Below are 14403 nucleotides of genomic sequence, written 5' to 3'. Positions count from 1 at the left end.
TTTCACTTCAAAGAGCGCGACTACCTTTTGGCATGCTTATCTGGGGCCGGACTGATATTAATGCGGAACAGAGAGCGGGCATCAGGGGTTCGTAGCGCTTCAAACAACAATGAAGCCTCAAAATACAGTTTTTAGCGTAATTTTTGAACTGTTTGCCCGTTATTTTGGGGTTGACATTACCCAATAAAATACTTCCTATGCTGGCACAAACATGCCGATACCTTTGTATTGCCGGGCTTGCGGCATTCTGCTTCAGTGCCTGTACCCGTAGTACGTGCGGGGCAGATAAAGCAGCTTTTCTGGCCCAATACTACGAATTGCTGGAAGATGCCAGGACGGCAGACTTGCCTGCTTCTGACCCCGGGTGGTCTAAATACGATGCGGCCTTCCGCAGCTATGTCGAAGAATGCTACGACATCCATGAGCCGGAAATGACCGGCAGGGAAAAGCGTCGGTTTTGGAGGCAGTCACTGCGGTACTACTATCAGCGCTACGGGGATGGGCTTGTAAAGGAGCTCAAAGGAAAAGACAAAAGCACCCTGCGCAAAATACAGGAAGAGACAGAAGCCCTTTTTGATGAGCCGGATGCTATGTTTGACGATGCCGTTGACGGGCTAAGGAAAGACTGGCAGGAACTAAAAGAGCGTTTTGAATAAATGGCAGACGGACAAAGGCTCTGGCAATGAAAAATTAGTTCCAGCGAACTTCATCATCGTCAAAGAAGAAATCGAAGTCATCAAGATCACCGAAGAGGTCGTCCCCAAATGCACTGTCTGCTCCAAGCCCCCAATCCTCTTCTTCGGTTTCTTCCCACTCTGCCCGGTAACGCTCCATGGAATAATCGTCTTCCTGAGGCTCGAACAGAAAAGCGGGCAGGCTGGCTGCGAATTCTGCATCCGACCCACTGCTTTTGAGCTGATCCAGCCAGCGTTCATAAATCTGGCATTGGCAAAAAGCCTCCCCAAACGGGCAGCCTTTGGGCTCGTACCCACAAAAATCTAACTGCCAGATATTGTACTGCAACACCGGGACCTCCTTCTCCAGCTCAGCCAGTAAAACCTGGTACCGAATGGGGGCAGGCAGCCCAGCCGGGAAATTAACGATAAAGGAGTGCGCATCCAGGCAATCCGTCAGGGCCTCGGCAAGCAACAGCATGTGAGTTTCAGAAAGGCGGCTGGCAGGCGGGAACCACTCCCGTTTTACACCCACCAAATCGGCGAGTACCTCCCGGGGCGCAGTCTTGGCTTCCTCCTCAGCTGTGATGAAAGGCATGTCTTCGTCATCGTCAAAAGACAGCACGTGTACAGGAAGGCTTACAGTAGCCGCTGCGATATCCGCGAGCAGGTAGTTAATGTATTTATCCATCAGACTATACTTCCGTGAATGGAATCAGGGTCCATTAATGGCAAGGTAAATATAAATTTCAACGAAATCCAGTCTGCAGAGAATAGTTTTCCACAGTGGCTACTCCTTTAACGCCTTTTGGACAGCTTCCATACGCTCATTGGGCACCATTAAGGCCAGATCGTAGTGCCGGATGCGCCAGCCTTCTTCGGTATTGGTGAGGACGCCTGAGCCACGGCAAATGCCCATGTGCGGAGTATCCAGCAACTCTTCAAACCAGGCGGCCTGCCCGTCTTTGGAGAAATAAACCTCCCGGTCGTAGGGTTTGAAAAGCCATGCTACTTCCCGGTCGAAGGCTTTTGAAGACCACGCCTTCAGCTCGTCACGCAGCCACCGTTCTGTTGCATCGGTGCCTAAGTAAATACCGTCTTGGGTCATTTTGCTAAAGAAACCATCCGCATCGGCCGTGGCAGCAGCCCGGTGCCAGGCGTTCAGCAAGGTATCGATTTCTGCCCGGTTGTTGGGGGCTTCGGTCAGGCAGCCCTCGGTGTTGCGGGTATCTGTGATATGGGAAATTTTCCAGCCGTCTGCTGTTTTGAAGAGCTCAAAGGCATTGGTGCCACAGTGCGAAAGTGCCCCGTTGTAAAAGAAGGTGTAGGAAGTCCATGCCGTAGCCAGAAGGCCATCTACACGAATGTCATAGCTCCAGATTCGCTCATCCATTGCATTTTCCTCCACCTGGCCCACATAGTCTACGAAGCGGTCGAGGCTGCCTTTGTGCAAGGCAGGCTTTCCTTCCTTGTCTATTACTGCCGTAAACATGCCTGCATCCGGCATAAAAGCATCCCGCACGGCAGTGCTATCGGCAGCGCGCATCCCATCAAAAAGCTGCTGAATAGGCTCCTGTACAGCGGCCCACTCCCGGCTGTGCTGAGCGAAAAGCATAAATGGCAGCAGCGCTGCGGCAAAAAACAAACTATAGTACTTCATGGCCTTGCTGTTTTTGGTATCCGAAAATAAAACTTTTCCGCTACCGTTTTAAGACAAATTACAAAGCTAAGCCGCCAAAAGACCGTCCCCGGGCAGATTATTGCTAATTTGCCGGTACAATAAGTTCAAGACTGATACCCCATATGGATATCTACAACCGAAAATCCCGCTGGAAAATATACTTAGGCATCGCCGGCGCCATTATTGTCGCGATCTCTATGGCGTATACGACCTACCTCTCCAATAAGCTGGCAGAAGAGGAGCGGCATAAGGCGGCCCTCTATGTAATGGCGCAGGAGCGGCTCAACAACCTGGATGAAATCGCAGCCATCATCAATGACAGTTGCCCTCAGCCAGACCTTACCCTCCACCTGAATATTCTGCAGGCCAACAACACCATTCCGGTTATCGCGGTCAACGACCGGGGCAGGGTGGATTTCAGTGTGAACACCCGGGACACCTCCCAGGCTTACCTGATGCAGGAGGTAGCCCGAATGGAAGCAGATGGGTTTGAGCCCATTCAAAGCACTGCCCACCGTATTTATTATAAGGAGTCTACCCTGTTGCGGCAATTGCGTTACTTCCCGTTTGTACAGTTTGTCCTCATCGCCGCTTTTGTAGGCTTTGGGTACATGGGCTTTAGTTCTGCGAGGCGGGCAGAGCAAAACCGGGTATGGGTGGGCATGGCCAAGGAAACCGCTCATCAGTTGGGCACGCCCATTTCAGCCATCGTGGCCTGGATCGAGCATTTGAAGCTCATCCGCGAGTCTGATGAGGAAGTACAGGAAGTGGTGGGGGAATTGCGCAATGACGTGAGCCGCCTGGAGCTCATTGCAGACCGGTTCTCCAAAATCGGCTCTGCGCCTAAATTAGAGCCCATCAATATCTATGAGGAACTGGACGACTGCCGGGCTTACATGCAGCGCCGTGCTTCGAGAAAAGTGGAATTCCGCTTCCCCGCGCCGGATGAGCCTCCCAAAACGGTGCACATCAACTCTCACTTGTTTGACTGGGTCGTGGAGAACCTCCTGCGCAATGCCCTGGATGCCATGGATGGCAAAGGGTTCATCGAAGCTGAAATTTACGACGATCAGGACTTCGTGTATGTCGACATCACAGATAGCGGCAAAGGCATTCCGGAAGGGAAATTCAAGACGGTATTCAGGCCGGGCTACACCACCAAGAAGCGAGGGTGGGGCCTGGGGCTTTCACTGGCCAAGCGCATTGTGGAGGAATACCACAACGGCAAAATATTTGTGAAGCGGTCAGAAGAGGGCGTAGGCACCACCTTTACGATTCAGTTGCCGAAAAAAGATTAGCGTGAGCTATTTCAGTAGACGCATAGCAATTTTCCAGAGGTGCTCAAAGGGTACTATTTCCGATTCGAGGTTTTGATAGGTTTCAGAAAGCGACATTTCATTCATCCTTTTTTTAAGGTGTGCCGTTCTGGTCTGAACGGCTTTAGGATTAAAATTACAGGCAGGGATTTTATTAAGCATTTTCAAAAAGCAGTTGCTTCGGAAGTCTCCATCTTTGCGCAGATAACGGTGGGTATAAGTCTTTAAAGCTTCCATGCGGTCAATTATTTCCATATGTTTTCCCTGCTGCAGGAGGAAAAGCACATGTATAGTGAGGATGGTCACATTAAACCCACGCTTGTCCTTAGAGTATTTAGGCACAGTATTGAGCCAACGATTCAAGCGAAAGCTTTTTCGGGAGGAGGGGCGGTTATCAATAAGCCCTATTTCATGGAACAAGTGGAGATAGGCATCATAAATCCGCCAGGCTTCCTTACTTTGCTCCGGCAAATATTTAACCTGATCTGTACTGTAAACGGTTTCGAGGACCTCTAATGCCCGTTCATACTGTTGCGCATGAAAGTATAAGATGATGGCGTACTCCTGAACCTTAAAATAGTTATTCTTTCCTTTGTGGGTCAACCCAAGACAATATGCAATTTCCTGCTCCGCCCGTTCAAAAGCATGGAGGGCAATCAGGCTTGGGATTTTCTTAAAAGAAAAAGAAAACAGCGCAACCGATGAGGAACGGTATTTCCTGTTTTTGAAGTAAGCGATCGCGCGGTCACAACTATTCAGCAGTTCCTTATGGTCATATATAATCAGGTGCTGAATCGTGATAATGGAGAAGCCATATAAAAATAACTTGTACCCACTGTATATACTCATTTGGTGCTCTGCTATTTGGGCATAGTTTTTGGCTTTAGCGTAAAACTTCTTTCTGTTGGACTGAGGCGTATTAAAATACATTGCTAACTCTGCATACTTGCCTTCAAGGCTCAGTTCCGCTTGATAAATAGGTTGATAAACTTGAATTAAGTGGTCAAAATGCTCAAACTGCTTTGCTTCGCCTTCCATCACACCATAATGAAAACGTAGAATTTTGGCCATTTGGAGTATTATATCTGAAAACTCATACTTAATAGCTTTACGAAGGGTCATCTTCGCCAAAGAAACAGCAGCTTTCCGGCTGTAACCTGTGATTAAGATTTGTGCAGCAACAGCATAACGGTAACAAGTATAATAGGCACGTTGGTAGTCAGAATAATCTGACCGGCTTAGGTCAATCAAAAAAAGTGCATTCACCAATTTATCTCTTAGCTTCCGCTTTAGTCGATTGAAATAATGACTCCGATACTTCGAATTACCGAAAAAAGCGAAGGACGCTTCTTCCTCTGTCTTATACAGATTGGATTGCAGGGCTTCATACAATTGCTCTATGTTTGACTGGTCGGGTGGGACCTTACCCAGCACATCTATCTGCTTGATTTTATTTCGGGTGATCACTTTAACAAGGCTTCTTAATTCTGAAAATTTCATTTCATTACCAGTTTGGGCTACTTTAAATTACTGCTTTTTAGGTTATTAATCACTTAATATCCTAAAAACAATTGAATTCTGCCCTGTCTTTTTTTTGCAAAAGTGTTATCGATGGTCTTGGCATATCGCCATAGTTTTGAGTATCAATAAAAAAATTCAAAACTATGACTGCTATTATTGCTTTTCTTATCGCCCTCGGAATCATTACCAACGCTCAAGAGGCTACTACTGAGATTATTCAGGAGTATGAGCAGGAATATCTAGAGGGTGGTGTGGTTGTTTTGGAGGACCTCGACGAGCTCTAATCCTCAAATTATTCTCAGCAAAGAACCAGACAACTATGCCAGGCTTAGGCATCTTTTTGGCTTAAATCTGCCGTGTCTTTTTTTGAGAAAAGTGTTACCTGTCGTATACCCGCCTTGCTCTACATTTGTAATTGTTCAAAGTAAGTTAACTGTAGAGCTCGGGGGGGGTGTTCGTTCGAGACGGCAAAGGTGGTTAAATTAGTAATAAGATTCCCCCTTATTCCTAAACATAGGCCACGCTGTTCAATGCGTGCATCCCCCTTTCTCTATAATTCAATTATAGAGGATAATGGCTACACAGACCTGTCGACATCAACCCTCAAATTAAGCGTTACTCTTTTGCCGAGCCTTCTCTGATGTCCTTGTTTTTTTTTAAACAGGGTACATTTGAAACCTCTATGGACAGGAAGTACATTCCTGGATCAGGCAAGTATGCACTATAGTTGCTAAGGAGTATCTTTAGTGGTAACTACTGTTGAGAGTATTGTGCATGCTCCAAATCAGGGGTGTCTTTTGTGTTCAAACGAGCTAATTGACAATCCTGAGCGAGGACACTTCAGCTCCTATCTAAACGATGGAGGCTGGTAAAGGTCCTTGTATGATGGCTACCTTTTTGGTGACATCTACCCTGTGCTCTGCATACAAAAAGTCTGTCTACAGCTTTGCTGAGGAAGGACGTACGCTTTCTGGTGTTAGAGCAACACTTTTGGGTTGTCTTTTCAGACACATTAGTCTAAGGTGTATTATTCAGCTTACTGCTGAATAAACGCAGTGTTTTTGTATGCGCATTCAGTAGATTACCTACTGAGGTGTATGCGTATGCAATAGCAACTAATGAATTACGCAGCCAATGGCTTGAATAGATCACACGTCTACTCTGAGTGAACAACCGTTCGCACTGCCAGGGTATAAGTCAGGCTTGCGTACCTAGCAAAATACAAAAATGAGTAATTTCAGAGCAGGTGACCTACAGCAGGTGTAGGTCACCCCTTTCTCTACTAATTACTCTAAGTGGAAGCTAAAGAAATTGTTTAATCTACAGCCCTAAAGTTGTTTGGCTGTAAAATAAATATCATTTCAACGCTTCCACTTATTTTGCCGGAGGATGCATGCTCCGCTCTGGGTTATGTCCAGGTTTTGGTGGGTGCAACAAGTACTTCTTTTTCGGTCTGCAAACGATCCTTGGAGCTTAATAAACTTCAAGCAGATACGCCTGATCCTAGTGCGACCAGACCAAGTTATTTGATAGTATTTCCACGCTTAAGCCTTCTCTGATGCGTGGACCTTTACTGTCAAAAATTTACGGCTCAATCCACTAGCAAATACTTTTGCCTAGTGGAAAACTAGAGTCTTTTTCCTGTACTTTCAGGGGAAAGCTCATTGATGTTTTCAGTTTATGCTGTCTTGGAGGGTAACCCCTGCTCTAATTTCACGAAGCATCTACGCTCAGCCATCTTCTTAGGAATACGCTCGAACTCCTTTGGTGATATCTACAGTGATTACCAGAACCTGCCGTGACTTTTTCAAGCAAAAAAATCAATTAGCCCGCATATTCCGGCTCCTATGATTATTGTCCAGGAGACCCAGTCCTTGAACTCGTTGTTTTCATGCTTTAAAAACAAAACATGAAGCCCTAAGTGTACGATCATAAAAATATCAAATCTGTCAATGAACTTTTCATGGTCTTCACAGGAAGATAGCCTGTAAAAGACAAAATAAAACAACGGGATATGAGCATAAAGGAATACCAGAAACCCCATCCTGTCGCTTAATTTCGATAATCCTGGAAATATCCGCCATTCTCTGCAACGTATGGCATCCATTTCGTGCATAGCCATGAGAGCCAAGCCAATGTAGAAGTAAGTATGATCTGCCATGTTAATACGTAAGTTGATTAAACAAAACAAGAATACTACTTTTCAACTCCACCGGCTTTAGGCAGAAACACATTTGCGCTCCGGGCCTTCTCAAGATTACCAGAAGATTTATAAAAGTTGGGAGGCGCTGAAAGCTTCTCGACAATGATAAAAACTTTCAGCACCTCCATCAACAAAGCAGACATAACAAGGTGGCTATCCAATATATCAATATCAGCTACCACCTTGCGTAATCATAAATTGCTTCAAAACTTAAAACTTACCGGGCAACAATGACCCGTTTAATGCCCAACTGCTGCCCATTCGGATCCGCCACCTGAAGCATATACAGCCCGACCGGCCAATGAGCCGTTTGTAGTTGCATATTTTGGTAGAATGGGGTATTTAGCATCAATTGCCCGTGTGCATTCCAAACTGACAAATTTGCCTGATCCGGAATTTGTAAGGACCTCCAGTGCACGTTTAGCAATGCTCCAGCTGGATTAGGGAATACGTTCAGCAGGCGTTCCGAAGAAGCATCAGAAATGGCTCCAACAGTACCTTCTACTTCTATGAGGCATTCCCGCACCAAGGTGTCAACACCTTCAAAATTACTTGCGACCAGGGTAACCGAGTAGGTCCCCATATTATTCCAAACGATACCGGAGGGATTAGCCTGATTGCTGCTTGATGTTGTTGCCCCTTCAAAGGTCCAGGACCAACTCGTTGGCGAGAAAGAAGACTGATCGAAGAAATCGACTGGCGTTCCAGCTGCTACGCGAAACGTACTGGCCGTGAAATCAGCCAGAGGCTTCCTGATGGGCGAATCCCGGTAAGCCCGGATGGTATTGGAATTGTCTGTGATAATGAATGTGCCATTTTGAGAGATACTGGGGTTACAGTAAAGATTCCCCGGGGCAGTAATCTGCCACAAAATCTCCTGGAGGTTTGGGCTTAAGCAGTAGAATCTGCCCTCTGTATTGTTTAGGAAAATCCGATTGGTGGCATCAACAGCGATAGTGCCCCTTGCGGAGGTGATTTCACTACTGTCCAATACCATACCGGTGGTCCTGTCTAAACGCTTTACCTTCTCATCTATGATGATTACATGCCCGCTGGTATCAATAGCCGGGTGATCTCTTATATCCTGCCCTGTGGGCATATAGGACCAGAGTAGCTCAAAGCCACTGCCGGTGTCCCGGAAACAAAACAATTGCCCGCCGTCCCGGGAGACAATAATTTCGCCATACTTACCTATGATAACAGGATTTTCCTGATCATTATCGCCTGGCATGTTTTCAGAAGAGTAAAGGGTCTGCCCGGTTTCCAAATCAATGGCAACGAGCTGTTGCGGCTGAAAAAAGAAACCACTCACCCGGTAAGCAGTGCCGTTGTAGGCTACTAGTGTGCGGTCAGGCCGAACAGAAAGTACTTCCCCATTAGTCCAAAGCACTTCTCCTGTCTCCCGGTCCAGCCGCATCGTGAAGATGGAAGAATTGTTGGGGCCATTCAAGATGAGATCCCCATTACAAGCGAAAACAGCGCCATCCTGTGCGGCAAAGTAGGCCGCTTCAAGACTGGCTCTCCAGAGAATTTGCCCATCCTCCGGGCTCAGGGCATAGACAGAATCCGTAGCATAGTCGTGGGTATAAACAGCATGGTCATCAAAGCCCAGCAAATAGGGAATGGCATTTTCCTTTACTTCACTTATCCAGATTAGCTGCCCGGTATTCAGGTCCCTGCATTCTAATACACCAGTATACTGAGGGTTAAAAGTGACCCGGCTGGTTACAAAGCGATCGCCGAAAGTGTATACCGCAAATCCTCGGGAAGAAGGGAATGCATCATCGACCTCCCAAAGCAAATCTGCACTCAAAGGCCCGGTGCTTTCGGTGTATCCATTACGCTGATTGTTGTTTCTAAACCGGCTGCTATTCTGAGCAGCAACCGTTCCGGCAATCAAAAGAAGGAGTAAAACGAGACTGTGGTTTTTCATTGGAGGATATGTTGTTAAAAGTGTTTTATCGTCGATGCTTTTCTCTTTGTCCTAACTTGTGGTTGACAGAGACAACAAGTCTTCATGCGCATCAATACTTAAGTCGCTAAAAGGTGTTTAGTTATAGCACACGACTAAGGATAAATCGTTCTTCCCAAGCTTAGCAGAGCTTTCAAATTGACTCGAAAACCCACTCCTGAAAAGTTTCATTATCCTTAGTCTCGTGTACCTACACTACCTATTCAATTAAATTTTATATTACTGTTCACCCACTTTCACCAGCTGCAGCGTCTCTACCTGTTCTCCATCCAGCAATCTGAGGAAGTACAGGCCCGTTTCCAACTGGCTCAAATCGAGTGTTTCCTGTAATTTTGCACCTGGCGATTGCGACCACACCCGTGTAAGTCGAATGCGCCCCTGAAGGTCAATTATCTGCAAGACAGGAAGCGCCCCCTCCTGTAGCGAAGCCTCCACATTGAGCTTTGCATAAACCGGGTTGGGGAAAGCGCTCAGGTTTTTACGAACGGCATGCAAGGTCGCCTCAGGAACTACAGAAGGCGCTCGCTCTTGCGTGTTAGCATTCACAGCGGTAGGTTCCAAAGAAGGCTTATTCAATGCCTGATTATTAGCATTTGTATCATCAAAGGCTATGTACGCGACCCGCTCCGTCGTGTGCCCACGCTCAAAGTCTGATATTTGGTCCTCATCAACCATGAGGGTGAACCTATCGGTTTGTAAAGGAGACTCGCCGAAAAGGACGGGCCAACATCCTTCGCCTATGATGCCAGCTGAACTCAACACTGCCCCTTTAGGAGCATTGATTGAGGTGATATAATCCCCTTCACTGTAAGACCCTCCAATGCTTTCTTCCCCTATTCTGCCTTCAAGTAAAATACCACGCAGATTATAGGTGCCTGTTTCCATAATAATCACCCCTATTGTTTCGGCGCTCCGTTCTTGTATGATGTCCGCCCCTACGTGCTTGCCAAATGCCAGGTTGCCTGACTCTGGTGCAGTAGTCGAGTTGTTACCACTTGAAGCCCAAAAGACAGACCAGCGGGGGTCATTTTCACTCATAACCTGACCAAGGACAACCGGTTGGTTATAGTTTTGGAGGGCCGTCCTTTCTTCCCGGGCACTCCACCAGAGGCCAGAGCCTGCTACTTCCGTAGCCGTCATTCGGCGAGCTTCCAGCTGTACACCATCGTGTTCGGCGCGGTATTGCCCTTCCTCCACTACGAAGTAATACACATCGTATTGCTGATCAATTGAGCCACTTGGATTTTGCACCTTCAATTCAAAGGAGTTGCCGGAGGCATTGCGTACCCGGGTTACGACAGGGGGATGGTCCATATCCGGAAGCCTTACTGTAGCGATGACAACCGGAGATTCATAGTAGCCCTGCAAGGTTATAGTCTGCCAGTCGTCTGACTGTCCAAGCACAACACCCGTTTCTATGGGCATCGTACTGGCATCGCCAACATTAGGGTCACAGGCATCAGGTATACCGTCATTATCCGTATCAAGGTTATCATCTCCGTTTTCGCAGATATCCTCCCAGTTGCACACGCCATCTCCATCACTATCCATTGGAATACCGACACAGCCGCAGTCAGCGGTGTATACGTCCAGAATCGTGCATTCTTGTCCGTCATCACAGGGCCGACCCGTAAGGCTGTTGTCACAATTGTCACAGGCATCAGGAATGCCATCATTGTCTGCATCGGCAAGGTCATTGTTCCCAGGGCATTGGTCTTCACTATCACAAACCCCATCTTCGTCTTCATCATAGCGGCAAATAGGTGCCTCAAAAGCCAGGTAAGCAATGGATTCGGAAATATGGTTGCGCTCATCATCTTTAATCTGGTCTTCATCTACCACCAGGCGGATTTGGCCAGGAGTGACGGGGTCATCGCCGAATAATACCGGCCAATAGCCATTCCCACCATTGACTCCAGCGGCACTCAGGACAGCACCGCTTGGCAAATCACTGTTTAAACTATAAGTATAGCCCGAATTATTGGGTCCGTTTACGGCATCCGGGCCTACTCCGGCTTCCACTACTCTTCCTCTAAGTTCATACTGACCACCTTCTATGATGATCATCCCAATCGTTTCGGGTACTCGTTCTGTATGAAAATCCTCTGCCTTGTGTTTACCGGCTGCAAAGTCGTTCATTGCCGGCGGGTTTTTGGGATGACTTGCGGAAGATGCCCAGAATACCGACCACGCATCGTTGTTGTCACTCATTACCTGCCCCAGCACCACCGGGTTTTCGTAGAACTGCCTAAAGCTGCGTTGCTCCAGGTTCGGCAACCAACTACCAGCACCAGCGGTGGATTCAGCCTGCTCCAGGCGTGCCTCCATTTTGATGCCATCATAACTCTCCTGATAAGAACCAGCCTCAGCGACCACATAGTAAACAGCGTAATCCTGATTAACCGGGCCACTTGGGTTTTGCACTCTTACCTGGAAGCTATTGCCTGATGCCTGCCGGACACGCGTGATGACCGGCAAGGCATACTTGTTGGGCAAATGTGGAGTGGCAATAACCACCATAGAGTCGTAGGTAGATTCCAGGAACACTGTCTGCCAATCGTCGCCTACTGCGCGTAGCAAGCCCAATTCTATTGGAAAATTTTCTGCTGTGCCCAAATGAGGGTCACATATATCGGCTACTTGGTCGCCATCTTCATCAACAAAACGCCCCCCACACTGGCAATCCTTATCGAGTACATCTTCAATCGTGCAAGGGTCCCCGTCATCACATGGAGTCCCGGCTTCAGCACATCCATTACAGATGCTCAGCACCAAATGATCAACTGTTGGACCACCGAGGGAACTGTGCGCTAACCGGATGGTATGTGCCCCAGCCTCCAGGTATTGATCGATGGTCATAATTTGCCAATCGGACCAGTCAATGGTTTCCGGAAAATACAATATGCCTTGTGAAGCGCCATCTATGAAGAGCTCCAGCTGCCGGGTAATATTATTGGAGGTGTAGCGAAACGCCAATTCGTACGTACCCGTTTCCTCTGCCATTACCTCCACCTCAAAAAAATCCTCGGAGTCATTACCGAAATCCACGTAAGCATTTCCGAAATAACGGGGCGTGCTATTTCCCAGGTCCACACCGAAGTAAGTCCCACTTTCGGCCTCATAAACTTTATTCTGGCAAGGGTCGATACCATCTGGTATCCCATCCCCGTCGCTATCCAGGTACTGACCCAGGCAATTACAATCCGTGTCATAACGGTCTTCCACAGTATAAACGTTATGGTCATCGCATGGCAACCCTGCTCCGGGGCAATCACAAGCCAGATCCGTCTCCCCAATCAGTACAGGATAATCAACGACCGGGATAGCCCCAAGCCCGTTGTTGGGGTCAGCACTATTGAAATGGGTATGATTTTCGTCAAATACCAGGCTGGGGTCCCCTCCTTGTTGCAACACATCAAAGCATATCACCCCTATGTTTACAGGTGCATGATACAGTACGCTGGGGCAACTTTCTCCGTCTTGGTCCAACAGTAATGTAAGATTGAAAAACCCAGGTTTTGAGTAAGCATCATACTCGTGAGTCGCCCAGGCATTAATACCGGTGGAGGTACAGTCATCATCGCCATTGAAGCGGCCTGGCGTATAATTATGAAAAGCAAGCGCATCCGCGTTGTATTCAAGCAAAAGGGACGAGGTGCCAATTTCCAGTACCTCATCAGTATCCGCCCGTAATAGGATTTCCACGCAATACCGGTTCAGGTCACAGTCTTTACTGCCTTGCAGGCTAAGCGTTACTCCCTGTGCGGATAACGCCAGGCTGGAAAACAACAGGATATATAGTAGAAAGATATTTTTCATGGTGGCGTGGTTATTTGAGTTGGCCCAGCTTGCTACGGTTGCCCCGCCAAAGCAGCTGATCCTGTTCATCAATTTGCCCATCGGCATTTAAATCATAAGCATCGTATCCGGCCGGTTGCCCTTGAGCCTGTTTCCAGCGGTTGTAGTCCTGATTGTTGATCAGGTTGTTGTGGTCGGCATCCCCGGCACGAAGCGCCCATACTTGCCCGATGAGCTTTAGCTGATCTTCACCCATCGCCTGTCCTGGGCCGTTTGAGAAGTCATAAAGGAAACTCGGACTCTCTGTCGGGATCGGCTCCGCACTTACAATACCCAGGTGGCTGCGGTGCAGCACCGCCAAATGATAAAGCCCATCATTTACACCGTCGAAAGAGACACCAGGTGTACCATCCGGGCTCATGACCATACCATCTTCGCGAAGCAGTACGGCTTTTCTGGCCGTAACCTGCCCCAGGTTATTGGCGGGCCGAAGCTCAAGCAGCAACCAATCCACTGTGCCATCAGGCCAGGCCGTGACCGATTCGGTACCGGCATAGTTGAATGGAGCGGCGCTGTAAGGCTGGCTTACGGGAAGCTGGTTGGCACCCAATAGCTGAGTATGCATTTTTTTGGTTACCGTATTGTAAAACCCTTGCAGTACTACTTTGACCTGTATGCAGGCGCAGGTGACTGGCGGTTGAGGGGTAACATAACAGGACGCAGGCACCAGATTATTGGGATTGATCAATGCGGGCCGGTTCTGATAGTAATCCGGGCTCAGGAAGGTACTTTGCAGTGAGTTGTCATTAGCACCTAGCCAATCCTGTAGTACCGTAGAGAATACCTCCCGATAATCATACTGTATTTGTTCCGGATTAGGAGCGCCCAGATTATCCAGGTCTGACAGCTCCACGTTATTTCCGACTACTCCGCCTTCAACGCCTTTCCCAATCAAAAACATTGAGCTGAGCGTACCGTGGTCTGTACCCTGACTGCCGTTCTGAACGACCTTCCGGCCAAACTCCGAGAAAATGACGGTCAGGACTTTATTATCCATTCCCATTGCCTCCAGGTCTTCCTGGAAAGAGCTGACCGACTGGCTAAGGTCACCGAGCAAATCAGCATGTACGCCTTCGATGGTATTGTAGACTTGCGTAAAAATAAGACAGTTTAAAAATTCACTAACTTTAAGCTGTTATGAAGAAATCAAAGTTTACAGAGAGCCAAATAATCAAGGC

General features: G+C 47.8%; 10 protein-coding genes. 3 read left to right on the top strand and 7 right to left on the bottom strand.

Annotation, left to right across the window (positions count from 1 at the left end; translation table 11 throughout):
- Window positions 1-197: 197 nt before the first annotated feature.
- The gene (locus MRY86_RS11200) at window positions 198-656 is read left to right on the top strand and encodes a hypothetical protein (protein WP_293566503.1); all 459 of its coding nucleotides are present in this window, start codon (window positions 198-200) and stop codon (window positions 654-656) included.
- Window positions 657-690: 34 nt separating this feature from the next.
- On the opposite strand, the gene MRY86_RS11195 is transcribed toward MRY86_RS11200, so the two are convergent.
- Both MRY86_RS11195 and MRY86_RS11190 read right to left on the bottom strand, forming a co-directional pair.
- Complete coding sequence (locus tag MRY86_RS11195; RefSeq protein ID WP_293566502.1) at window positions 691-1365, bottom strand: hypothetical protein; 675 nt, start codon at window positions 1363-1365, stop codon at window positions 691-693.
- Between the two features lie 99 nt (window positions 1366-1464).
- Window positions 1465-2334, bottom strand: a complete 870-nt coding sequence (locus MRY86_RS11190; RefSeq protein WP_293566501.1) for a nuclear transport factor 2 family protein — start codon at window positions 2332-2334, stop codon at window positions 1465-1467.
- 143 nt (window positions 2335-2477) lie between these two features.
- Here MRY86_RS11190 and MRY86_RS11185 point away from each other — a divergent pair, with 143 nt between their 5' ends.
- Window positions 2478-3653 (top strand): HAMP domain-containing sensor histidine kinase, encoded by a 1176-nt coding sequence (locus MRY86_RS11185; protein WP_293566500.1) that lies wholly within the window; start codon window positions 2478-2480, stop codon window positions 3651-3653.
- Window positions 3654-3659: 6 nt separating this feature from the next.
- Here MRY86_RS11185 and MRY86_RS11180 read toward each other — a convergent pair whose 3' ends face one another.
- A complete protein-coding gene (locus MRY86_RS11180) occupies window positions 3660-5171 on the bottom strand; it encodes a hypothetical protein (protein WP_293566499.1) in 1512 nt (503 codons plus the stop codon).
- A gap of 164 nt (window positions 5172-5335) precedes the next feature.
- Here MRY86_RS11180 and MRY86_RS11175 point away from each other — a divergent pair, with 164 nt between their 5' ends.
- Window positions 5336-5476 (top strand): hypothetical protein, encoded by a 141-nt coding sequence (locus MRY86_RS11175; RefSeq protein WP_293566498.1) that lies wholly within the window; start codon window positions 5336-5338, stop codon window positions 5474-5476.
- 1523 nt (window positions 5477-6999) lie between these two features.
- On the opposite strand, the gene MRY86_RS11170 is transcribed toward MRY86_RS11175, so the two are convergent.
- The 4 genes from MRY86_RS11170 to MRY86_RS11155 form a co-directional block, all read right to left on the bottom strand.
- On the bottom strand, window positions 7000-7353 hold the full coding sequence (locus MRY86_RS11170; protein ID WP_293566497.1) for a DUF6713 family protein: 354 nt from the start codon (window positions 7351-7353) through the stop codon (window positions 7000-7002).
- A 259-nt stretch (window positions 7354-7612) separates the two neighbouring features.
- Window positions 7613-9328 (bottom strand): PQQ-binding-like beta-propeller repeat protein, encoded by a 1716-nt coding sequence (locus tag MRY86_RS11165; protein ID WP_293566496.1) that lies wholly within the window; start codon window positions 9326-9328, stop codon window positions 7613-7615.
- A gap of 258 nt (window positions 9329-9586) precedes the next feature.
- On the bottom strand, window positions 9587-13186 hold the full coding sequence (locus MRY86_RS11160) for a T9SS type A sorting domain-containing protein (RefSeq protein WP_293566495.1): 3600 nt from the start codon (window positions 13184-13186) through the stop codon (window positions 9587-9589).
- A gap of 10 nt (window positions 13187-13196) precedes the next feature.
- Window positions 13197-14303 carry a DUF1501 domain-containing protein gene (locus MRY86_RS11155; RefSeq protein WP_293566505.1) on the bottom strand — a complete coding sequence of 369 codons (1107 nt, stop codon included), beginning with the start codon at window positions 14301-14303 and terminating at the stop codon, window positions 13197-13199.
- Window positions 14304-14403 lie beyond the last annotated feature (100 nt).

The organism is Phaeodactylibacter sp. (assembly GCF_022763345.1).
Classification (GTDB): domain Bacteria; phylum Bacteroidota; class Bacteroidia; order Chitinophagales; family Saprospiraceae; genus Phaeodactylibacter.
Note: the sequence above shows the minus strand (reverse complement) of the source record. Positions and strands in the feature narration are given on the sequence as shown.

What these genes read in the sequence shown, in the direction of transcription:
- MRY86_RS11160 (WP_293566495.1), bottom strand. Translation starts at nt 13,186, where the DNA reads ATGAAAAATATCTTTCTACTATATATCCTGTTGTTTTCCAGCCTGGCG.
- MRY86_RS11195 (WP_293566502.1), bottom strand. Translation starts at nt 1,365, where the DNA reads ATGGATAAATACATTAACTACCTGCTCGCGGATATCGCAGCGGCTACT.
- MRY86_RS11200 (WP_293566503.1), top strand. Translation starts at nt 198, where the DNA reads ATGCTGGCACAAACATGCCGATACCTTTGTATTGCCGGGCTTGCGGCA.
- MRY86_RS11190 (WP_293566501.1), bottom strand. Translation starts at nt 2,334, where the DNA reads ATGAAGTACTATAGTTTGTTTTTTGCCGCAGCGCTGCTGCCATTTATG.
- MRY86_RS11180 (WP_293566499.1), bottom strand. Translation starts at nt 5,171, where the DNA reads ATGAAATTTTCAGAATTAAGAAGCCTTGTTAAAGTGATCACCCGAAAT.
- MRY86_RS11165 (WP_293566496.1), bottom strand. Translation starts at nt 9,328, where the DNA reads ATGAAAAACCACAGTCTCGTTTTACTCCTTCTTTTGATTGCCGGAACG.
- MRY86_RS11185 (WP_293566500.1), top strand. Translation starts at nt 2,478, where the DNA reads ATGGATATCTACAACCGAAAATCCCGCTGGAAAATATACTTAGGCATC.
- MRY86_RS11175 (WP_293566498.1), top strand. Translation starts at nt 5,336, where the DNA reads ATGACTGCTATTATTGCTTTTCTTATCGCCCTCGGAATCATTACCAAC.
- MRY86_RS11170 (WP_293566497.1), bottom strand. Translation starts at nt 7,353, where the DNA reads ATGGCAGATCATACTTACTTCTACATTGGCTTGGCTCTCATGGCTATG.